Origin of the sequence: Candidatus Palauibacter sp. (assembly GCF_965213655.1) — a bacterium.
In the GTDB taxonomy this organism is placed as follows: domain Bacteria; phylum Gemmatimonadota; class Gemmatimonadetes; order Palauibacterales; family Palauibacteraceae; genus Palauibacter.
This window is the reverse complement of sequence record NZ_CBDBZT010000003.1, coordinates 650,519-670,960: the sequence shown is the minus strand read 5'-3', so window position 1 is coordinate 670,960 and position 20,442 is coordinate 650,519. Positions and strand designations below refer to the sequence as shown.

Here is a 20,442-nt window from a genome sequence, read left to right as displayed (position 1 = left end):
GCCGACCGGGCACGAAGGCACGTCCCACGCGGGGAGTGCGACCGAGACCCGGCAGCAGCACGATTCCGTGCGCCGGTAGGGTGGGGGCAACGCGGCCCCGCTTGTCTGTTTTTCCAACGCCGGAAAAGTGCCCCCGGGAGGCCCTCCTGTCAACGAGAGAGCGGCCCGGGCGTCTCTTGACGTCAGGTTTCGAGAGACCGGGTCTCGACGCGGTGGCGGACCCGCGAGGCGAAATCATCCAGCGGGACGACCTCCTGCTTGCGTTTCGCGCCGCGGGCGCGGACGGCCACGGTGCCGGCCTCGATCTCACGGTCTCCGACGACGAGGAGGTACGGAATCTTCTGCAGTTCACCGTCGCGGATGCGGTAGCCGAGGGTGTCGGAGCGGTCGTCGAGTTCCACTCGCAGTCCTTCGGCGGCGAGGCGATCGCGGATGCCGCCGGCCGCGGGCGCGTGCCCGTCGGTGATGGGCAGGACCCGCACCTGTACGGGCGCGAGCCAGGGCGGGAAGGCCCCCGCGAAGTGCTCGATGAGCACGCCCGTGAAGCGCTCCAGCGTGCCGAAGATGGCGCGGTGGATCATCACGGGCCGGTGGGGCCTGTTGTCCGGGCCCATGTACTCGAGTTCGAAGCGCTCGGGCAGGTTGAAGTCGAGCTGGATGGTCGCCCCCTGCCATTCGCGCCCGATCGCGTCCTTGTACTTTATGTCGATCTTCGGGCCGTAGAAGGCGCCCCCGCCCTCGTCCAGCTCGTAGTCGAGGCCACCGCGCTCCAGCGCCTCGCGCAGGGCGTCCTCCGCCATGTCCCAGACCTCGTCATTGCCGATTCGCTTCTCCCCGTGCGGACGGGTCGAGAGGTCGAACCGATAGTCGAGGCCCAGCGTCGTCATCACCGTGTCCACGAGTTCCAGACAGATGAAGATCTCGTCTTCGATCTGGTCGGAGGTGCAGAAGACGTGCCCGTCGTCCATCGTGAGCATCCGCACGCGCAGCAGGCCGTGCAGCGTCCCCGACCGTTCGTGGCGGTACACGTTGGCGACCTCGGACAGGCGCACGGGAAGGTCCCGGTAGCTGCGGGGATTCGCCGCGTAGATCGTGATGTGGCCGGGACAGTTCATCGGCTTCACGCGAAAGGCTTCCCCGTCCTCGCTCTCCATGCGGGGGTACATGTTCTCCGCGTAGTTGGGCAGGTGTCCGGAGCGCCGGAAGAGCGCCTCACTGGAGACATGAGGCGTGTACACGAATTCGTAGCCGCGAGAGTACTGCAGGTCCTCGATCCAGCGCCGGAGTTCCAGTTGCACGCGCGCGCCCTTCGGGTGCCAGCACACGAGCCCGGGACCGATCTCGTCCTGGATCGAGAACAGATCCAGTTCCCTGCCCAGCTTCCGGTGGTCCCGCTTCCGGGCCTCATCGATCCGCGTGCTGTAGGCCTCGAGCGCGTCTCGCGAATAGAAGGCCGTCCCGTAGATGCGCTGCAGCATCTGGCGGCGTTCATCGCCGCGCCAATAGGCTCCCGCGGCGTTCAGAACCCGGAAGTGTCGGATCTCACCGGTGCGAGGAGCGTGCGGCCCCCGGCAAAGGTCGAGGAACGGCCCGTTGCGATAGACGGAGATCGCCTCGTCCGCCGGGATTTCGTCCAGCCGCTCCAGCTTGAGCGCATCATCGGCGAACAGTTCCAGGGCTTCGTCACGCGAGACCTCGCGACGCTCGAACGGATCATCGGCCCCCGCGACCTCCGCCATCGTGCGCTCGATCTTCTCCAGATCCTCGGGCGTGAAGGGCGCCGGGACCTCGAAGTCGTAATAAAAGCCGTCGTCGATCGGGGGCCCGAAGCCGATGCCCGCCCCCGGATACAGCTCCCGCACGGCCGTGGCGAGTGCGTGCGCCGCAGAGTGCCTAAGGACGTAGAGCGCGTCGGGATCCTCGTCGCTGCGCGTCACGATCGCGACCTCGGCCCCGTCCAGGAGCGGGGCCGAGAGGTCGGTGAGCGCACCGTTCACACGGGCGGCGACCGCCGCTCGGGCCAGTCCGGGGCCTATGGCTGCAGCAAGATCGGCGGCGCTGGAACCACGAGGCAGCTCCCTAGAGGAACCATCGGGGAGCTTGATTGAGATCTGGGAGTCGTTCATCGGCCTACCCGTCGATGCACGATTTGGATGGAAGCTGTCAGTGGACGCGGAAGCTAGGGTCGCGTGGCCCGATCGCCAAACATCCGTCAACGCGTCCGGAGGATCGTAACCTGCGCCCTCGCGCGCGGCGGAAGGTCCGCCCCGGCCCGGTCCATGACCTCGAGGATCAAGCCGGGCGCCGCGCCGGAACTCACGAGAGAGAAATAGCGCCCCGTGGAGGAGTTCATCGTGAACTCGGTCGAGCTGTTCGTCGATACATGCAAGTTCATCCGCGATGGCGTGAGCGGGAAAACGCGCGTGAACGGACAGTTGTCCCCGAGATTGGATTCGCTGAGTTGCCTGTACAGCCCCGGGAGATTCCAGGTCGACCACTGAGTCCGGGGATCCGCCGCTGCCGGCACCCGGTCATCCGCAATGAGCGAAGTCAGGTACAGGGAGAGAACCTCCTCCCATTCCATGTTCACGCCGGCCACGGTCTGAAGTGTCCGTTCCACGTTGGTGATGCCCTTGAAGTGCGCGGGCCCGCCCGAAGTCAGGTACCGGAACAGCTCTTCCTCCCTGCTTCCGGGAAGCGCTCCCCCGCTCCCGGGCGCACCGAACTGGTCGCCGAGCCAGCGTGCGAACCCGTACGCGAAGCCGCGGAAGGCCAGGGACTCCACCCCGCCGGGATCTTCGCCGGCCGCGTCCCCGAGCACTCGCGTGGCCGCCGGACCATTGGGATCCGGCGTCGGACAGCCGCCCCGCAGAAAACGGCCGAGGCGAATCTGATTCACGACGTGAAAATGGTTGTAGATGGCAAGTTGTTCCTCGCTCGCCGTGATCATGTCCAAGTCGAGGTTCGCCCTCGTCCCCAGGCCCGCGGCCCGCAAACCGGCGACCTCCTCGGCGAGGTGGGCCATCCCCTCATCGAGCCACGCGACCTCTCGATCCCCAAAGATGTTGCCGCCCCCGAGCGTGACGCGCTGCTGCGTGTTGAGCAGGTGCGCGAATTCGTGCGCTACTGTCGACCGCGCGAGCCCGTGCGCGAAGTTGAGGCTGATGTCCGCGCCGAAGTCCTCGTCCGGATCCGGACCCACGAGATAGAAGATCTCCCCCTCGTTCGAGGCCGCGCAGCTCGATCTCGTCGTGAGGTCCCGCGCGAGGAAGAAGCCGGCGACGACGCTCTGCTCTCCTGCGGGCGTGAGCTTGTTCACCTCGGCCGTAATAAGGGCGAAGACGGTCCCGTTGTCGTCGATGTCCGCAGGTTCGCCGAAGTAGGCGACGTCCACCGGATATACGACTTCGTCGAGTTGCCGGCCGATGGCCTCGAAATCCTCCGTCGAGAATCGGTCGCTATCCGGCTGATCGTGGAACTGGAGGTCTTCCACGATGGTGAAGTGCTCTCCCGCGTACCTGACCTCGCCGGTGACGGTCGTCGGGTTGCGGCAGTTTACGACCAGATTCGCGCCCACGCCGATCCTGAAGGAGAGTGTGTCTCCGAGATCCGGCGGCCGCCGCGCATCGGCGAGACTCGGAGGGTGGAGGCCCCGAGCCCCGGGCCTCACGGGCTGGGCACCCACCGCCGCGAGTTCCCGGAGATCCCGCTCCCGGAGGAGGCGTTCACGCTCGAACCATGACACCCGGCGCTGAAGGTTGCGGTTCAATTCTCCGCCGGTGGGCGTGAGACGGGGCGCGCGGGACGGGGTCACGTTCCCCGAGGCGCGCTCGGCGCGGATGCGCATGCAGCCGTCCACGCTCTGCCCGGGCGCTTGCGACGCACTCTGCACGATCACCTGGTAGTCGCGCGGCGAATCTCCTCCGGCCAGCCGAAAGGCGCGCACGTCCGCGGCGGCATCCAGCGTGACATGCTGGCCGGGAGTCAGGTCCAGCGTGGCGGACACGGACGGCGTGGCCACCCCTCCGCACCCCGAGGCGAGCGGGGGAGGGGGAGGAGGAGGCGGCGGATCCGTCGTCCCGCCGCCGCACGCGGCCAGCGTGAGACCGGAGAACGCCAGCCCGAGGCGTGGCCACCTGTCTCGTAGTTTCAGCATGGGTGTCTCAAAGTTGATCTCCGTGGCGCCGTCCGCGGGCCGCCGGTTCGTCGGGTCGGCCGGCCGCTCCGACGCCAAGATACCCGCCGTTCGCGCTCCGTGCCCGTAGGCGCGTGTGAACCGGCAGACACCACACCGGGTCAGCGAATCCGGAGAGCAACGATGCGGATTTCCTGGGAAGAGGGGACGGCGAGACCGGCCTGGGTCGTCAGCTCCACACGCATCTGCGGGTGCGGCCCCGCGCTCTCGAGAGTGAAGTAGTAGCCTGTCGAGGCGCCGAGTTCGAAATCGATCCGGGCATCCGTCCCGGCGGCGAGCGCGATCTCCGTCGCGCGGAGCGGAAAGGCCGTCGCGAAGGGGCGCTTTCCCTGCAGCTCCCGGTGCAGACCCGCGAACACGTCGCGAATTTGCAGTGTCGTCACCTGCGTCGAGGGGGGCGCGCCGGGCTGATCGTCCGCGATCGGGGCAAGGGTCCAGGAAGCCAGGAGGTCGTCCCATGTGGCCGGCCCACCGTGCGCCGACGCGACCCGCTCGACATTTTCGATGCCCCGCGCACGCCCGTTCCCCCCTCCCGCCAGGTCGTGGAAAATGGCCTCCTCCGCGACGCCGCCGAGCAGTCCGCCGCCGCCCGTCGCGTACTGATCCGCGAGCCAGCGCAGAAAGAGCCAGCCGAACCCTCGCATGGCGAGCGAGGAAATGCCTCCGGGGTCGCGCAAGTCGGCATCCCCCAATGCGGGGGTCCGATGCGGGCCGTGCAGGTAGAACGCGGCGCGCCGGAAGTTCGGGAGGTGGAAGGTCTCGAAATTGCCGGAATTGGCGAAGAGTTCCTCGAAGCCGTAGTTGGCCCCCGGGCCCAGGAATGCACCGGACATCCCGATGAACGTCTCCGCCGAATGAGCCAGCGCCTCGCTCAGCCAGGTCACCTCGAGGCTCGCGAACGAGCCCTGGGAAAGCACTGTGCGGCGCTCGGCCGAAATGAGGTGAGCCAGTTCGTGCGCCGCCACGCCGATCGCCCCGGTCGTGGCGAATTCTTCGGGTACTGGCTTGGAGAACCGCCCATCGGGATCGGGTGCGAGGAGGTAAAGGATCTCCCCGCCGTTGGACGCGGGGCAACTCTCGGGATCGGCCAGATCCGCCGGATTGAAGAACCCGGAGATCCGGGTATCGCTGTCCCGGGGCGTGGTCCGGTTCACGACAGGTGTGAACAGGATCCATACGACGCCGTTTCGATCCAGGTCCGCGGGTTCACCGAAGTAAGCCGAGAGGACGGGGAAGACCCCCCTTTCGAGCGCTCCGAGGACACTCTCGTAACCGCCATCGAGCACGACGCCGGCCCCATCCAGATCCTCCACGACCGCGAAGTTCGGGCCCACCGCGCGGACGACCGCAGTTACGTCGTGGATCCCATCGCAATCCACCTCGAGATCCGGATGCACGGCATTGCTGAACATCACCGTGTCACCTACGGAAGGGGGCATTACAGCGGAGGAGGTCGCACTCGCACGCACCGGTCCGGGACCTGTCGGGCTGGCGCGGACCTGGCGCAGGGGTCGCGCCTCCAGCACGGCGCGGCGGGCATTCGCCCGGAAGGCGAGTTCGGCCCGCGACGCCTCCTCAAGGTCGATTCCGCCGTCCTCGAAGCCGAAATCATCAGCCGGTGCCGTGCGCGCAGGGGTGGCGACCGGCGGGACCCGGGCGGCCGCCGCCCCCTCCGCCTGCGCCGCAAGCCGGAGGCGAGTCGTCGCCCCCGGCGTCTGCAGGGCGCTCTGCACGACCATCAGGTAGCGCGCCGAGGCGTCACCCGCCCCGATCTCCACCACCTGGGTCCCTCCCGCCGGGAGGACGCACATCTCCCCGGGCGCGAGCGCCAGCGTGACGCGGGTGGCGCCCCGCCCCGCCACGGCGGGACAGAGCTCTCCGTCCGGACCCGTTGCGTCCGAGCACGCCACTTGAGCCAGGACAGCGACGCAGAGCGCCGTCCGCGCCGCACCTCCGGGAGCCACCGAAGACCCCAAATGAAGTTTGAGCAAGGACATCGCGGGACATCCTAACCGCGGGAGCCGGATGCGCGAAGGCCCGGCCGAAGCCGGGCCTTCCGTCCTTCTCGTACACTCGGTGCGACGGGGACGGCGAACCGCCCCCCGAGACGAACGGCTAGTACATGCCGCCCATGCCGCCGCCGGGCATGCCGCCGCCGGCCGCCGCCGCGGGATCCTCCGAATCGGGCCGCTCCACCACGACCGCCTCGGTCGTGAGCAGCAGACCCGCGATCGAGGCTGCGTTCTGCAGCGCGGTACGCGTGACCTTGGTCGGGTCGATGACGCCGGCCTTCACCATGTCTTCGTAATCGCCGCTGGCCGCGTTGTAGCCGGTGTTCCGGCCGTCCGCTTCGCGGACCTTCTCGACGATGATCGAGCCCTCGGCCCCGGCGTTCGAGGCGATCGTTCGGATCGGCTCTTCCACCGCGCGCCGCACGATCTGGATCCCGATGCTCTCGTCCGAATCGGCACCCTCGAGGCCGTCGAGCGCCATCTGGCTCCGCAGAAGCGCCACGCCGCCGCCGGGAACGATGCCCTCCTCCACGGCCGCGCGGGTCGCGTGCAGCGCGTCCTCGACGCGAGCCTTCTTCTCCTTCATCTCGGTCTCGGTAGCGGCACCCACGTTGATGACCGCCACGCCGCCCGCCAGCTTCGCCAGCCGCTCCTGCAGCTTCTCACGGTCGTAGTCGGACGTCGACTTGTCGATCGCGACCTTGATCTCGCTGATGCGGCCCTGGATCCGATCCCCGTCGCCGGCACCGTCGACGATCGTCGTGTTGTCCTTGTCGATGACGATCCGCTTCGCCTGGCCCAGGTCGCCGACCACCGTGTTCTCGAGCTTGAAGCCGAGTTCCTCGGAGATCACCTGGCCACCGGTGAGGATCGCGACATCCTGCAGCATCTGCTTGCGGCGGTCGCCGAAGCCGGGCGCCTTGACGGCCGCGACCTTGAGCGTCCCGCGCAGCTTGTTGACGACGAGTGTGGCGAGCGCCTCGCCCTCGACGTCCTCCGCCACGATCAGGAGGGGCTTGCCCATCTGGGCCACCTTCTCGAGGACCGGAAGCAGGTCCTTCATGGCCGAGACCTTCTTGTCGTGGATCAGGATGATCGGCTCGTCGAGGACGACCTCCATCTTGTCCGGATCCGTGACGAAGTACGGCGAGAGATAGCCGCGGTCGAACTGCATCCCGTCCACGGTCTCCAGCTCGGTCTCGAGGCCACGCGCCTCTTCGACCGTGATGACGCCGTCCTTGCCGACCTTCTCCATCGCGTCGGCGATCAGGTCGCCGATCTCCTGGTCGCTGTTGGCCGAGATGGCCGCGACCTGGGCGATTTCCTTCTTGCCGGAGGTCTCGACCGAGAGCGAATGCAGGTTCGCGACGATCGCCTCGACGGACTTGTCGATGCCCCGCTTGAGCGCCATCGGGTTCGCACCCGCCGTCACGCTCTTCAGGCCCTCGGTGAAGATCGACTGCGCGAGGACCGTCGCCGTCGTCGTGCCGTCTCCGGCCGCGTCGGACGTCTTCGTCGCGACTTCCTTCACCATCTTCGCGCCGAGATCCTCGACCGGATCATCCAGCTCGACTTCCTTGGCAACCGTGACGCCGTCCTTCGTGATCGTCGGGCTGCCGAACTTCTTCTCGAGGACCACGTTCCGCCCCTTGGGGCCGAGCGTGACCTTGACCGCGCGCGCGAGCTTGTCGACGCCCGCCTTCAGGCGCTGCCGTGCCGCGGTATCGAATTCAAGATCCTTCGCCATTTCATCTCCTTCGCCCGGCTATCCGGGCGCATCAGTCAACGGGTTTGACCCGCCGTCTACCGCGGTGGCGGCTAGAGGACGGCCAGAACGTCGCTTTCCTTCACGATGAGGTAGTCGTCACCATCCAGGGAAACTTCGGTCCCGGCGTATTTCCCGTAGAGCACACGATCTCCGTTGTTGACTTCCATCGGGATGCGCTCGCCGTCGTCGTTCATGCGGCCGGGGCCCACGGCGACGACCGTGCCCTGCTGGGGCTTCTCCTTCGCGGTGTCCGGAATGTACAGCCCACCGCGCATCTCCTCGGTCTCCTCGAGCGGCGCGACCACGATGCGGTCGGCCATGGGGGAGATGTTCAGCTTCGTGTTCGAGGCGGTTGCCATCTTGCCTGTCCCTCCTTGGACCTTCGGTATTGGGTGATCCTTCGGCTGAAAACCGCGAGAGATCCCCGCGGCTGTTAGCACTCTCGTGCAATGAGTGCCAAGGCGAGGCCGAAGATATGCGGGGAGTCCGTTCCGATCAAGGGGGCTATCCGGTCGCCGGGGGTTATGAAACCGGCCCCGCACGCCTATCGTAGGGGCGGCCAGAAAGGGAGGTCGACATGTTTCGTGCTGCTGCAGTGCTGGTAGCCGCCGGCGCGGTGGGTCTGTGGGTGACGGGGATCCTGTTTTCCGTCCTCCTGCCCCTCGTGTGGATGGCGGTCAAGGTCGCGTTCTTCATCGCGATCTTCTATCTGATCGTGCGGATGATCAATCCGGATTTCGCGAACAAGGTGAAGGAGAAGTGCTGCGGAGGCGCCGCTTTCTTCCGCGGCTCCGGTAGCTAGCCGGCCGGGTCGGAGGGTCCGCCGAACAGGTATCGGTCCGCGATCGCCAGGCCGGTGATCGTCAGCGCCGGTTCGATACGGTCCACGCTGCGGCAGTGCGAGCCCACGACCCGGGCGAGTCCGCCCGTCGCAACGATGAGCGGATCGCGCCCCCATTCCTCGACGATCCGTCCCACGATGCCGTCGATCCCCTCCACGACCGAGTAGAACCCGCCGCTCAGCAGACAATCCTGCGTGTTGCGGCCGATGACCCGCGCCGGTTTCTCCACATGGATCTGGGGAAGTTGCGCCGTGGCGCGCGCGAGCTGGTCCGTGCCGGCCGTGGGGCCTGGCGCGATGACCCCGCCGACGAAGTCGCCCTCGGCCGTGATGCAATCGAAGGTCGTCGCCGTCCCGAGATCCACCACGACGGTGTCACGACGGTAGAGTTCCGCCGCGGCGAGCGTGTTCGCGATGCGGTCGGCGCCGACTTCGAGGGGATGGTCGACGTCGAGCCGGACGGGGATGGGAGAGCCGCCGTTGAGGAAGCGCAGCGGGGCGTCGAGGGTCCCGCCCACGGCTAGCCAGATTCGGTGCAGCGCGGGGACGACGGAAGCGACGACGATCCGCTCCGGCGCCGGCAACTCCTGCGCCCCGAGGAGCCCGCGGAGCTGCAGTGTGATCTCGTCCGCCGTTCGGCGACGGTCCGTCGCGATCCGCCACGTGTGTACGGGCGTGAGATCCTCGAACCATCCGAGAACGGATTCGGTATTCCCGATATCGACCGTGAGGAGCATGGGATCAGCCTCCGCCGAGGGCGATGGATCCCGCGACGACGCGGCGCAGGGCGCCCGCGCGCGGACGCAGCAGGAGGGCGCCATCCGGGGCGATCCCGGCGGCGAGGCCGATGGCCGGTTCACGGTCCGAGAGCCGGTGCTCCACCCAGCGGTTCCTGAGCCAGTCAAGTCGGTCGAGTTCGTCGAGCGCCCCCGCGTCCAGTGAGGTGGGAACCCTCGGGAGACGTCGCTCGAGTCCGGCGACGACCGCGTCCGCGACGTCGACCAGGCGCGTCGGACCCACGCAGTCGGCGAAGGCCACCGCTCCTTTCACGTCGTCCGGAAGCCGGCCGGCCTCGACGTTGAGGCCGACGCCGACGACGAGGAAAACGCCTTTCTCGCCATCCCGGGTCATCTCGGCGAGGATGCCGCCCAGCTTCCGCTCCCGCGCCATGAGGTCGTTGGGCCATTTCACGGCAACCCCCGCGCCCGGAAAGCGCCGGTTCAGTTCGCGCGCCAGATCGACGCCCGCGACGACCGTCACGAGCGGCGGAACCGTGGCCGCACGCGGCCGGAACACCATGCTGAGGTAGAGGCCGGCTCCGGCCGGAGAACTCCAGCTTCGGCCCGCCCTCCCGCGCCCGGCCGTCTGCTGGCGGCAGAGCACGATCGTGCCGGAAGGCGCCCCGCCCTCCGCTAGTTCGCGCGCGAGGTCATTGGTCGAAGGGATGCGATCGAATGCGTAGACCGACTCCCGGTCCCAGTGCTCGCGCAGCGTCGCGACGGGCTCCCCGGCCCAGCGTTCTGCCTGTTCTGCGAGCATGGTGGCTCCGACGTCAGTCATTCAACAGCCATCCAAAGGTCATCCGCGAAGCGCCGGCCAGACCGCGGCCGCGGCCAGATACCCCCCGCCGACAAGCCAGCAATACCAGGCGAAGCGGTGGAACACGCGCCTTTCCAGCATCCGCAGAAAGATACGAATGGCGAAGACCGCTGACAGGGCCGAGGCTGCGAACGCGACCGCGAGAGGCAGAATTCCGACCGCGAGTCCGGCCTCCGCGAGCCCCGGTGCCTGCAACACCGCAGCCCCTCCAATCGCGGGGATCGAGAGGAGGAAGGAGAACTCGGCCGCGCGGCGGGGCTCGACGCCGGCCGCGGTCGCCGCGGCGACGGTGCTCCCCGAGCGCGAAATGCCGGGCAGGATGGCGCAGGCCTGAGCCAGACCGATCGCCAGCGCCCCGCCGGCGCTCGGCCGCGCGCGCGTCCCCCGGCGAGACAGGTGCCGGATCGACCAGACGACGACGCCCGTGACGAGCAGCATGCCCGCTGCGAGCACGGGCTGCTCGAATGCGGGTTCCAGAGCACCGCGCAGGCCCACTCCGACCACAGCGGCCGGGAGCGTGGCCACGGCCAGGAGTCCGACGTCCCCGATGCTCGCACGATCCGCCGTGCACACGCCCCGGATGAGCACCGCCACACGCCCCCGGTAGACCCAGCACACCGCGCACAGCGTCGCGACATGCACGGTGACCTCGAACACGACGCCGGGGAGTTCGATCCCGAACAGCGCCTGGCCGAGAACGAGATGCCCGGAACTCGATACCGGCAGGAACTCGGTGAGGCCCTGGACGAGGCCGAGGATGAAAGCTTCGAACGGGTTCACGCCGTCGGCCCCTCCGAGTCATCCCCGTCGGCGAGGACTCGGCGGTAGAGCGACTCATAGCGGGGGACGATATGATCGATGGTGAAGCGCTCGACGGCCCTGTCCCGCGACGCGCCCGAGAACGCCTCCCAGCGCGCCTCGTCGCTCAGCAGCGAGATCGCCGATGTCGCCATGGCTTCGACCGCTCCGACCGGGTGCAGGTAGCCGGTGACCCCGTGCTCGACGACCTCTTCGAGTCCCGTCCCGGAGGATCCCACCACGGGCACGCCGGACGCTTGCGCTTCCAGCGCCACGAGACCGAAGGACTCCTGCTCGCTCGGGAGCAGAAAGAGGTCGGCGCTGGCGAGGAGTTCGGCGACGGAATCGATCTTGCCGAGGAAGACGACACGCTCCGCGATACCCAGCTCCGCGGCGATCTCCGCGGCGTGCTGCCGCTCCGGACCGTCCCCCACGAGGATAAGGCGAGCCGGAATCTCGCGCTGGACCCGGGCGAAGACATGCATGAGGTCCGGAATCCGCTTCACGGCCCGGAAATTGGAGATGTGCATCACGACCTTCTCTCCGGCCCGCGCGAGCAGGTGCCGGCCTCGGTACCGCTCGCGGTCGTAGATCCTCGGGTCGACGAAGTTCGGGATGACCTCGATCGCGCAGCGCTCACAGTCGAAGTCGCGGTGGGTCCGCTCGCGCAACCAGTCGGAGACGGCGGTGATCTGGTCGGACTTCTCGATCGAGAAACGTGTGATCGACCAGTACGATGGATCCTGGCCCACGAGCGTGATGTCCGTGCCGTGCAGCGTTGTGACGAGCTTCACGTCGCGTCCTCCGTCCCGGAGCATGTCGCGCGCGATCCACCCGGCCGTGGCGTGCGGGATCGCGTAGTGCACATGGAGGAGGTCGAGTTCCTCACGCCGTGCCACCTCGTGCATCGTGACGGCGAGCGCGAGCGAATAGGGAGGGTACTCGAACAGCGGGTAGCGGTTAACCTCGACTTCGTGGAAGTAGACGCCATCGATGAAGTTGATGAGGCGGAACGGCTGTGCATAGGAGATGAAGTGCACCTCGTGCCCCTTGCGGGCGAGGCCGAGCCCCAGCTCGGTGGCGATGGCCCCGGAGCCTCCGTACGTCGGATAGCACGTGATCCCGATCTTCATCGTCCCGTCCTCACCCTGTTTCGCGCCACTCGTTTACGATGCGGCGCGCAAGTTGCCCCGGCGTCGTCGACCCGTCCAGCGAATCGAGCACGACCGCGTCCTCCGGGAGTTGGTGTCTGAACCATGTCCGCTGCCGGCGCGCGTAGCGCCAGGTGGCCCTCGACACGCGCTCGACCGTGTCGTCGACGCTGGCCTCGCCGCGGACGAGCGCCGCGACATCCGTGTAGCCCAGCGCGTCGAAGGCGCGGGAGCCGTCGAGGCCCCGGGCGACGAGGCCGCGGACCTCCTTCGGCCAGGCGCCTCCCCGGATCAGCGCGTCGGCGCGGCCCGCGATTCGTTCGCGGAGGAGCGGCGCGGGCCACTCCAGCACCCAGGTCGCGGTCCGCAGCGGCGGGCGCTCCGTCGGGCCGCTGGCCATCCAGCCGGTGAGCGGTTCGCCCGTCAGCAGGGCGAGTTCCACCGTGCGCGTCGCCCGCTGCCGGTCCAGCGGGCGGCGGCGCGCGGCCAGGGCCGGATCGAGGCGGGTCGCCCAGCGCACCAGTTCGTCGCGCTCGAGCTCATCCAGCTGGGCGTGCAATCCGGCGCGCCGCGCCGGGTCGAGCGGGGGCTCCTCGAACATTGGGTGCGTGAGCGCGCGCAGGAACAGTCCGGTCCCGCCGGCGAGGATGGGGATGCGCCCCCTGGCCCGGATGTCGGAGAGCCAGCCGGTCGTCAGGCGGGCGAAGCGGCCCGCGCCGTAGCGCTCGCGCGGATCGAGAAAGCCGACACCGTGGTGTGGGGCCGCGGCAAGTTCATCGGCAGAGGGGGCCGCGGTCCCCACCACGAAGCCGCGGTACGCCTGGCGGCTGTCCAGGGAGATGATCTCGCCGCCGAGCCGGCGTGCGACCTCGATGGCGACGGCTGTCTTGCCCGAGGCGGTGGGCCCCACGACGGCCGGTACGGACGAGCTCCCCACGGTCGCGGCGACTACCCCCGGCCGAACCGCCGGTCGAGCTCGTCGACACTCAAGCGGACGATCGTCGGACGGCCGTGGACATCGTGTCCGGGCAGCGGGGTCGCGAACAGCCGGTCGAAGAGCTCTCTCGCCTCTTCCGGAGAGATGTGCTCCCCCGCCTTGATCGCGCCCTTGCACGCCATGCTCATCGCAAGGCGCTCGTGCTGGGTGCGCGCCGCGTTCACGAGCGGAGAACCCTCCGCGAGCTCCCGCACCATCTCGCGCAGGCAGCGTTCGGCGTCGAAACGGGCGTGGGGTTGCGGCGCGGCCGTCAGAATCCAAGTCCGTTCGCCGAACGGTTCGAGCTCGAATCCCTGCCGGGCGAGCAGCCCTGCGAGATCCTCGAGGGCCTCGGCCTCTGGAGGGGAGAACTGGAGGGTGACCGGAAAGAGGAGCGCCTGGGAGGTGCCGCCCCCGGCTTCGAAGCGCGCCATGATCTCCTCGTAGAGGACCCGTTCGTGCGCCGAGTGCTGGTCGACGATGAGGAGTCCCTCGCGAGTAGCCGCCAGGATGTAGCGGTCGTGGAGCTGCCAGAGCTCCGGGCCGGCGAAAGGCGCCTCCGGCACGCCCCCCTGCCCCCCCGCGGCGGCTTCGGTCCCCGGCTCGGCGGACCCACCCGCGTCATCCCGGCCAGACACGAAGAGCGCGAATTGCGGCATCTCCGCGGGCGGCTCGCGGCGGGGTTTCGCCGTGCCCTCGCGGGAGGGGACTCCATGGCCTCGCTCCGGGTCCGGCGCCTCACCGGGGAGCCCCACCGGCATCGCGGAATCGAGCCGGGCCAGCGCGGCGCGCACCGCATCGTGCACCGCCGCCTCGACGCTCCCCCTGTCGCGGAACCGGACCTCCGCCTTGGCCGGATGGACGTTGACGTCCACCGACTCCGGTGCCGTCTCGATCCGCAGGAAGAGACTCGGCCGCAGGCCCTCCACGACCGTCGTTCGAAACGCGCTGTCCACGAGCCGCAGAAGAGCGGGATCCCGGAAGGGGCGGCCGTTCACGAAGGTGTAGCGTCGTCCGCCCCTCGCACGCGCCGCATCGGGCCGCTGCACGAAGCCCCGGACCCGCACCTGACCGCCTTTGTCCTCAACGGGGATGAGCGTGGGGGCGAGATCTGCCCACAACTGGCCGATCCGCTCGAGCCAGTCCCGCGCGGGGGCGAGGTCCATGGAGGCGCGGCGGTTCGACGTGAGCCGGAAACCGACGGTGGGGTTCGCGAGCGCCAGCAGTACGAGCGCCTCGCCCGCGGCCCGCGTCTCCGCGGCCGCACTTCTGAGGAACTTCGCCCGGGCCGGGAGGTCGTGGAACAGCGCCCGTACCGTCACCGTCGTGCCGCGCCGGCGCGGTACGTCGTCGACGCTCCGGATGCGCCCGAAGTCGACCCGCGCCCGGACGCCGGTTTCCGGACTCAGCGCCGTATGCAGTTCGAAGCGGCTGACGGCCGCGATGGAGGGCAGCGCCTCGCCACGGAAGCCGAAGGAGCGCACGCTCCGGAGATCGTCCACGCTCCGGATCTTGCTCGTGGCGTGGCGATCGAGGGCGAGCACGGCGTCCTCGCGGTTCATCCCGCTCCCGTCGTCCGAGACCCGGATCTCGGTCTTCCCCCCGTTACGAAGCGAGACCTCCACCCGCCGGGCGCCCGCATCGACCGCGTTCTCGGCGAGCTCCTTCACGACCGAGGCGGGACGCTCCACGACCTCGCCCGCCGCGATCTGGTTCGCGACATGATCGGGCAGGATCTGCACGCCACCGGCCTGCGGGCGGTTCATGCCGCGTCCTTCAGGCCGTAGAAGCGGCGGGCGTTCCCCGTCGTGAGCGCCGCGGCCTCATCGAAGGCGATGCCGCGCACTTCCGCCAGTCGCTCGCACGTGTGCGTGAGGTAGGCGGGCTCGTTTCGGCGTCCGCGCCGGGGGACGGGCGCCAGGTAGGGGGCGTCCGTTTCGATGAGGAGCCGGTCGGACGGCACCTCGCGGGCCCAGTCGGCCAGTTCGGGCACGAAGGTGATGAGTCCCGAGAACGAGACGTACCAGTCGGCCTCCAGAGCGGCACCGAGGAGTGCCTCGCCCCCGGTGAAACAGTGCAGCACTCCCGCGACGCCGTCGCCGTACTCCCTCACCCGCTCCGCCGTCTCGACCTCCGCCGAGCGCGAGTGCACGACGATCGGCAGACCGAGCCGGGCCGCCATCCCGAGGTGCGCCTCGAAGTTCTGCAGCTGTGCCGCCCGGTCAGCATTGTCGTAGTGGAAGTCGAGACCCGTCTCCCCGAGCGCGACGACTTCGGGGGCCCCGGCGATGCGCTCGACCTCGCCCAGGAGTGACGCCGATGTCCGGTCCGCCGCGTGAGGGTGCAGCCCGGCGGTCGCCCACATGCCGGGCGTCCGGGCGGCGAGCGCCACAGCTTCCCCCGCGTCCTCCGGGTCCGAGGCGACTGTGACCATGCCGCGTACGCCGTTCGCATGGGCTCGCTGCACCACCTCGTCAAGGTCGGGGACGAAGCGGGCCGCCGTCAGATGGAGGTGCGAGTCGAAGAGCGTCGTCCCGCCCCCCGTACCGGTCACCCCTGGCCCGCTAGCCGCGGGCGGCGATGGCGGCGCGCTTGCGTGCCCGTTCGTGAATCTCGACGAGTACGGGAGACGCGACGAAGATCGAGGAATACGTCCCGACGAGAACGCCGATCATGAGCACGCCGGCGAAGGGCCGAATCACGGCCCCCCCGATCACGACCAGCGAGAGCAGCGCCATCAGTGTCGTGCCGCTCGTGAGTACCGTGCGCGGCAGCGTTTCGTTCAGGCTGCGGTCGAGCGTCGTATCGTACGATTCCTTCCGCTTCTTCTTGAGATTTTCGCGCACGCGGTCGAACACGACGATCGTATCGTTGAGCGAATACCCGATGATCGTGAGAATCGCGGCGACGGTAGCGAGGTTGATCTCGATGTCTATGAGCGAGATGAACCCGAATGTGATGAGCATGTCGTGCACCGTCGCGATGACGGCGGCCACGCCGAACCGCCACTCGAAGCGGAAGGCCAGGTAGATCAGCGTCAGGAGAAAGGAAAGCAGCACGGCGATGACCGCCGTGCGCTGGAACTCATCGCCCACCTTGGCGCTCAGCGTGTCGCCGCGCACGATCTCGAAGCTTCCCGCGGAGTACTGCGTCTCGAGGCTCGTCCGGATCTGGTCCCGGATCGCGTTCTGGTCCTCTTCCTCCCCGACCGGCACGCGCAGCAGGAAGTCGTGGGTCTCCGCCCCGACCGTCCTCAACTGCTGAATCTGGACGCCGCTCGTGCCTCCGGTCGTCAGGGCGTCGCGAATCTGACCCACGTCGGTCGTCTCCGAGAACTGGACCTCGAGGAGCACGCCGCCCGTGAACTCCACGCCCGTCCGCAGCCCCCCGCGGAAGATGATCGACAGGAGGCCGATGGTGATGATCGCGGCCGATGCGAAGTACGCCGGCCGGCGCATGGAGAGGAACTTGTAGTTCGCGTTCTGGAAGACCCTCATGGTGAGTTCGTCCCTATATGCTCACGGACTCCCGGGAGCCGCGTCGGTTCAGGTACATGGTGAAGAGCGTCCGCGTGACGTAGATGGCGGAGAAGAACGAGGCGAGGATCCCGATGCAGAGGGTGACGGCGAAGCCCCGCACCGCGCCGGTTCCGAACTGGAAGAGGATGATCCCGGTGATGAGCGTCGTGAGGTTCGCGTCCACGATCGCCGACAGCGCGTTGCCGAATCCCGCGTCCACCGCCGTGCGTGGCGTCTTCCCGGCCGCGAGTTCCTCTCGCACCCGTTCGAAGATGAGGACGTTCGCATCCACGGCCATCCCGATGGAGAGGATGAGGCCGGCGATGCCCGGCAGCGTCAGCGTGGCGTCGAGGCCGGCCAGCCCACCCAGCATGAAGATGACGTACGTGAGCAGGGCTCCGACGGCGAGCACGCCCGCCGCCCGGTAGTAGAGCATCATGAGGATGATCACGCCGACGATCCCGATGATGAACGCGGTGCGACCCTGCCTGATCGAGTCCTCGCCGAGCGAAGCGCTCACGTTGCGCTCCTCGACGACCTCGATGGGCATGGGCAACGCGCCTGCCCGCAGGACGAGCGCGAGTTCCTGCGCCTCCTGGAAGGACGCGCCGGGGGTAAGCTCGATCTGGGCGCGCCGGCTCAGGACACTGCGGATGACGGCGTAGCTTTGAACCCGGGAGTCGAGAACGATGGCCATGTTCTGGCCGATGTTGCGCGCCGTGGCGCGCTCGAAGACCCGCGAGCCGCGACGCGTCGTCTCGAAGGGCACGATCGGCTGGTTGAACGTCGGATCGCGGTTCGCCGGGCCGGCGTCTTCAAGCATGTCGCCCGTGATGAGCGGCTCCTCCTCGAGCACGTAGAGCGGCACGTAGGATCCCGCGCCCGCCCCGACCTGCTCCACGCCCCAGTGCAGCGTGACGCTCCGCGGGAGCGCGTCCCGGACGCTCTCGAGTTCGAGCCATGCCGCCACGGTCGGCTGATCTTCCTGCGGCACGAGATACTCGCCGAGGATCCGTCCCTGTCCGAGGAGGGCCGAGAGCGGCCGCGCAGCCGCCTCGTCCGCCGCATCGGCAGCGGCCGTCTCTTCGTCTTCCGCCGACAGGGAGTCGGCGGCCGGATCCCCTGTTTCGGCCGGATCTTCCGTCTCGGCCGGCCCCTCGGTATCGGCGGAGTCGGTGGCCGCGCCGAGGATGTCGCCGAGGTCCACTTCGGGCGCGGTCTCCAGCGTCGTGACCCGGAGGTTCTCGATCCCGACCTCGTTCACGATCGCGCGGTCGATCCGCTCGAGGGCGTCCACGAATTCCTGACCGTCCGTGACGATCTTGAACTCCATGAACGCGGTCTCCGTGGCGATCCGCTTCGCCTGCTCGGGATCGTCCACCCCCGCGAGTTCGATGATGATGCGGTTTCCGGAGCGCTGGATCGTCGGCTCGCGGACGCCGAACTCATCGATCCGGTTCCGGATCGTGGTGAGCGTTCGTTCGACCGCGTCGTTGAGATCCTGGCCGGTCAGCGTGCCCTCGGGATCGTAGATCTCGACCGCAAGGTGCATGCCGCCCTGCAGATCCAGTCCCAGCTTGAGCGGCCAGACCCGCTCGGACTCGCCCGTCACTTCGTCCACGACGGTCTCGGGCACCAGGGCGAAACCGCAAACAGCTACCAGAACGGCGATCCAGATCAATCGCCATCGTACTGAACCGAACATCTAGCTTGTCACCGTTCTTCGTGGGTCTTCTGATCGCGGCCCGCGGCGGGGCCCGAGCGACCCCGGCCGAGCCGGGGATCGTCGCTGCCAAGTGGCAAAGGGACGCAAAGCTAGCCCAGCGACCCTCGCGAGGAAACTACGCGGCGTCTCGCGGCGGATGGTAGGTTCCTCCGCCGCGGCGCGCCATCTCGTGCGCCGCGCGCCGGTCCCGCGCGGGCGGGGCCGAAACCCGGGCCTGGAGCGGCGAGGCAGCGCATGGCGAATACGCGTTCGGAGCGCGAGTCGAGACACCACGATAAACACGACTCCGCCGGGCAGCCGCGTGCGGTGACGCGCTCGCGAGGGCAGCGTATCGGTCTGTGGCTCGGACCGCTCCTCTTCCTGCTGATGCTTCTGCTCGACCTGGAGCCGGGACGGCCCGAAGTCACCCGCATGGCGGCGGTGGCCCTTCTCATGGCCACATGGTGGATCACCGATGCGATTCCACTCTTTGCCACTGCGCTCCTCCCGCTCCTCCTCTTCCCGCTCCTCGGGATCGAACGGACCGGGGAGACGGCGCCCATCTACTTCAACAGCACGATCGTCCTCTTCCTCGGCGGCTTCATGATCGCGCTCACGATGGAGAAGTGGGACGTGCACCGGCGGATCGCCCTCTGGGTCATCCGGGCGGTGGGCGGCGGCCCGGCCCGAATCGTGCTGGGGTTCATGCTGGCCGCGGCCTTTCTCTCCATGTGGATCTCGAACACGGCCACCGCGATCATGATGGTCCCGGTGGGACTCGCCGTGATCCTGCGCATGGAAGAGCAGTTCGGGCGCGACAGGACGCGCGCCTTCTCCGTGGCGATCATGCTCGGGATCGCCTACGCCTGTTCCGCCGGCGGGATCGCGACGCTGGTCGGCACGCCGCCGAACCTTTCGTTGCAGCGGATCTTCGCGATCACGTTTCCGGACGCACCGCCCATTTCGTTCGGGGTCTGGTTCGTGATGGCGCTGCCCATTGCGGCACTGATGCTCGGCTTCGCGTGGATACTGATCACGCGCGTCTTCTTCCGCGTGCCCGAAGAGGTCTCCGTGGACCGGGAGGTCGTCGAATCCGAGGTGCGGAAGCTCGGCTCCGTCGGCTTCGAGGAACGCGCGATTCTCGCGGTGTTCGCCACAACGGCTTTGCTATGGGTGTTCCGCGCGCCGATCGAGATCGGCCGGGTCACGATCCCGGGCTGGTCCGTGCTTCTGCCGTATGGCGAACTGATCGACGACGGGACGATCGCCATCACGATGGCCTCCATACTCTTCCTGATTCCGACGAAGTCACCCGGCGCGCAGTCCGCCACCGTCATGGGGCCCGACGTCGTCCGCCGGCTGCCCTGGAACATCGTCCTGCTGTTCGGGGGAGGCTTCGCCCTCGCCCACGGCTTCCAGAACACCGGACTGGCGCGGTTCATCGGCGAGGGCTTCAGCGGCCTGTCGGCCGTGCCCCCGCTCGTCCTTATCCTCGTCATCTGCCTCGCGATGACGTTCCTCACCGAACTCACCTCGAACACGGCGACGACCGAGATGGTGCTTCCCATCTTCGCGGCTGTGGCCGTCGCGACGGGCGTTCACCCGCTCCTGCTGATGGTCCCGGCGACGCTCTCCGCCTCGTGCGCCTTCATGATGCCGGTGGCGACGCCGCCCAACGCCGTGGTGTTCGGGAGCAACCGCGTGCGGATCTCGGAGATGGCGCGGGCGGGACTATTCCTGAACCTGATCGGCGCGGTCGTGATCACGCTGATCTTCCGCGCCGTGGGCCCGCTGCTGTTCGGGATCGAGCCCGGCGTCCTGCCCGACTGGGCGGTGCCGGCCCCCTAGAGAAGGGCGGAAGGGGGGGAAGGCCGGTCGG

At 68.5% G+C, this 20,442-nt stretch carries 16 protein-coding genes; 2 read left to right on the top strand and 14 right to left on the bottom strand.

The genetic code is table 11. The features are described 5' to 3' along the window. Positions 1 to 182 precede the first annotated feature (182 nt). The 5 genes from thrS to groES form a co-directional block, all read right to left on the bottom strand. Positions 183 to 2,126, bottom strand: a complete 1,944-nt coding sequence (gene thrS / locus ACOOGH_RS05110; RefSeq protein ID WP_420447899.1) for a threonine--tRNA ligase — start codon at positions 2,124 to 2,126, stop codon at positions 183 to 185. Between the two features lie 86 nt (positions 2,127 to 2,212). Continuing rightward, positions 2,213 to 4,156, bottom strand: coding sequence for a hypothetical protein (locus ACOOGH_RS05105; protein WP_420447898.1), 1,944 nt, complete (start codon positions 4,154 to 4,156; stop codon positions 2,213 to 2,215). Positions 4,157 to 4,296: 140 nt separating this feature from the next. Further along, positions 4,297 to 6,057 carry a hypothetical protein gene (locus ACOOGH_RS05100; protein ID WP_420447897.1) on the bottom strand — a complete coding sequence of 587 codons (1,761 nt, stop codon included), beginning with the start codon at positions 6,055 to 6,057 and terminating at the stop codon, positions 4,297 to 4,299. Positions 6,058 to 6,310: 253 nt separating this feature from the next. Then, entirely contained in the window at positions 6,311 to 7,954 is a 1,644-nt protein-coding gene (gene groL / locus ACOOGH_RS05095) for a chaperonin GroEL (RefSeq protein WP_420447896.1), read from the bottom strand. Between the two features lie 71 nt (positions 7,955 to 8,025). Further along, positions 8,026 to 8,334, bottom strand: a complete 309-nt coding sequence (gene groES, locus ACOOGH_RS05090; protein ID WP_420447895.1) for a co-chaperone GroES — start codon at positions 8,332 to 8,334, stop codon at positions 8,026 to 8,028. 218 nt (positions 8,335 to 8,552) lie between these two features. Here groES and ACOOGH_RS05085 point away from each other — a divergent pair, with 218 nt between their 5' ends. After that, on the top strand, positions 8,553 to 8,777 hold the full coding sequence (locus ACOOGH_RS05085; protein WP_420447894.1) for a hypothetical protein: 225 nt from the start codon (positions 8,553 to 8,555) through the stop codon (positions 8,775 to 8,777). Here ACOOGH_RS05085 and ACOOGH_RS05080 read toward each other — a convergent pair. The 9 genes from ACOOGH_RS05080 to secD are packed head-to-tail and all read right to left on the bottom strand — an operon-like array spanning position 8,774 to position 18,539. Next, positions 8,774 to 9,553: a type III pantothenate kinase gene (locus ACOOGH_RS05080; RefSeq protein ID WP_420447893.1), complete on the bottom strand. Its 780-nt coding sequence runs from the start codon at positions 9,551 to 9,553 to the stop codon at positions 8,774 to 8,776. The genes ACOOGH_RS05085 and ACOOGH_RS05080 overlap by 4 nt on opposite strands. Before the next feature lie 4 nt (positions 9,554 to 9,557). Further along, positions 9,558 to 10,376 carry a biotin--[acetyl-CoA-carboxylase] ligase gene (locus ACOOGH_RS05075; protein ID WP_420447892.1) on the bottom strand — a complete coding sequence of 273 codons (819 nt, stop codon included), beginning with the start codon at positions 10,374 to 10,376 and terminating at the stop codon, positions 9,558 to 9,560. Positions 10,377 to 10,394: 18 nt separating this feature from the next. After that, a complete protein-coding gene (locus ACOOGH_RS05070; protein WP_420447891.1) occupies positions 10,395 to 11,195 on the bottom strand; it encodes an undecaprenyl-diphosphate phosphatase in 801 nt (266 codons plus the stop codon). Next, a complete protein-coding gene (gene bshA, locus ACOOGH_RS05065) occupies positions 11,192 to 12,346 on the bottom strand; it encodes an N-acetyl-alpha-D-glucosaminyl L-malate synthase BshA (RefSeq protein ID WP_420447890.1) in 1,155 nt (384 codons plus the stop codon). Before bshA ends, ACOOGH_RS05070 begins: the two co-directional genes overlap by 4 nt. A gap of 10 nt (positions 12,347 to 12,356) precedes the next feature. Continuing rightward, a complete protein-coding gene (miaA, locus tag ACOOGH_RS05060) occupies positions 12,357 to 13,301 on the bottom strand; it encodes a tRNA (adenosine(37)-N6)-dimethylallyltransferase MiaA (RefSeq protein WP_420447889.1) in 945 nt (314 codons plus the stop codon). An 11-nt stretch (positions 13,302 to 13,312) separates the two neighbouring features. Then, positions 13,313 to 15,106 (bottom strand): DNA mismatch repair endonuclease MutL, encoded by a 1,794-nt coding sequence (mutL, locus tag ACOOGH_RS05055; protein ID WP_420447888.1) that lies wholly within the window; start codon positions 15,104 to 15,106, stop codon positions 13,313 to 13,315. Beyond that, positions 15,103 to 15,894 carry a TatD family hydrolase gene (locus ACOOGH_RS05050; RefSeq protein ID WP_420447887.1) on the bottom strand — a complete coding sequence of 264 codons (792 nt, stop codon included), beginning with the start codon at positions 15,892 to 15,894 and terminating at the stop codon, positions 15,103 to 15,105. The genes mutL and ACOOGH_RS05050 overlap by 4 nt, the downstream gene beginning before the upstream one ends. Before the next feature lie 10 nt (positions 15,895 to 15,904). Beyond that, positions 15,905 to 16,837 carry a protein translocase subunit SecF gene (gene secF / locus ACOOGH_RS05045; protein ID WP_420447886.1) on the bottom strand — a complete coding sequence of 311 codons (933 nt, stop codon included), beginning with the start codon at positions 16,835 to 16,837 and terminating at the stop codon, positions 15,905 to 15,907. Between the two features lie 13 nt (positions 16,838 to 16,850). Beyond that, positions 16,851 to 18,539, bottom strand: coding sequence for a protein translocase subunit SecD (gene secD / locus ACOOGH_RS05040; RefSeq protein ID WP_420447885.1), 1,689 nt, complete (start codon positions 18,537 to 18,539; stop codon positions 16,851 to 16,853). Between the two features lie 279 nt (positions 18,540 to 18,818). On the opposite strand from secD, the gene ACOOGH_RS05035 reads away from it, so the two are divergent. Beyond that, positions 18,819 to 20,411 carry an SLC13 family permease gene (locus ACOOGH_RS05035; RefSeq protein WP_420447884.1) on the top strand — a complete coding sequence of 531 codons (1,593 nt, stop codon included), beginning with the start codon at positions 18,819 to 18,821 and terminating at the stop codon, positions 20,409 to 20,411. The last annotated feature ends 31 nt before the right edge of the window (positions 20,412 to 20,442 follow it).